At 43.5% G+C, this 1,122-nt stretch carries 3 protein-coding genes; all 3 read left to right on the plus strand.

The window, feature by feature from the left end:
• Nucleotides 1-547, plus strand: a 547-nt coding sequence (locus PX484_RS23160) for a Uma2 family endonuclease (RefSeq protein ID WP_288105730.1), incomplete at its 5' end; no start/stop codon positions are given.
• A 52-nt stretch (nucleotides 548-599) separates the two neighbouring features.
• Complete coding sequence (locus PX484_RS23165) at nucleotides 600-749, plus strand: hypothetical protein (protein WP_002787242.1); 150 nt, start codon at nucleotides 600-602, stop codon at nucleotides 747-749.
• Between the two features lie 172 nt (nucleotides 750-921).
• The coding region (locus PX484_RS23170; RefSeq protein WP_288105733.1) for a hypothetical protein at nucleotides 922-1,122 on the plus strand (201 nt) is incomplete at its 3' end.

The raw sequence follows: 1,122 nt of genomic DNA on the forward strand, positions 1-1,122 counted from the left end.
CCTTGAAGATTTCCTCAAATTGCCATATTTGGAGGATTCTCCAGCATGGGAATACTTGCATGGAGTCGCAATTCAGAAACCCATGCCTAAGACTCGACACTCTATCCTGCAAAAACGTCTTTTAGCTGAGGTTGACAGCCACACTGTTGATTATACAGCTTTACCTGAGTTGCGATGTACCTTCGGCGAGCGTTCGATCGTTCCTGATGTGGCAGTAATTGCATGGAATCGAATTAACCTGAATCAAGCAGGTGAACCAGAGGACGACTTTAGGGAAGCACCTGATTGGACTATCGAAATTCTTTCACCGGATCAAAAGGTAAACCGTGTAATTGACAACATTCTACATTGTTTAAAACATGGCAGTAAATTAGGATGGATGCTTGATCCAGATGATTATTCTGTTTTAATGTTTACTCCCCAACAAGAGCCAGAAGTTTGCAGAGGGGATGACCAACTTAAGGTAATTGCAGGGGTTCAGTTGACACTGACTCCACAACAAATCTTTGCCTGGCTAAAAGTTGGTCAAGCTAGACAAAGTAAGTAGAAGTCTGGGGAGAAGTACGAGGACTAATATGAATTGATGGGAGAGTAAATTTATGTGGGAAGATGAAATTCTTGAAGAATTACACAGAATACGAGAAGAACAAGCCAAATCTTTTAATTATGATTTCAAGGCCCTATTTGCTGATTGGCAGAAAAGACAAGCAGCGAGTGGCAGACAATTAGTATCATTGCAACTTCAATAATAGTGGCGACTTCAGGTGGTAATGGGTCTAGCAGCGCGGGTGAATCAGACAGTAGTAATTGATAAGATCCGAACGTCTGAACGTCCTCCTTACCCCGCTACGCACTCAGGGACTCATGGGGTTTTGTTGAAGACGGCTGTTGGCCAGGATCCCTTATAATGGGGAAGTCGGAATGTTTTTTCTTCCTATGCCAGTAAGTGCTGAAGCTCTTAAGCAAGACTTGGATCGACTGACTGATAATCAGCTTCAGCAAGTGGCTGATTTTATTGCCTTCTTAAAGTTTCGCAGTCAGCGTCATCAGGCTGTTCTCGATCCAATGCAACTGGCCGATCTGTTTGCAGAGTTTGCTGATGAAGATCGCGCCTTTGCTGAA

It is taken from the genome of Microcystis sp. M49636_WE2, assembly GCF_030065375.1.
In the GTDB taxonomy this organism is placed as follows: Bacteria; Cyanobacteriota; Cyanobacteriia; order Cyanobacteriales; family Microcystaceae; genus Microcystis; species Microcystis aeruginosa_C.

Bases quoted from the DNA above. Each gene is read 5' to 3' on its own strand.
- PX484_RS23165 (WP_002787242.1), top strand. From the start codon at position 600: ATGTGGGAAGATGAAATTCTTGAAGAATTACACAGAATACGAGAAGAA.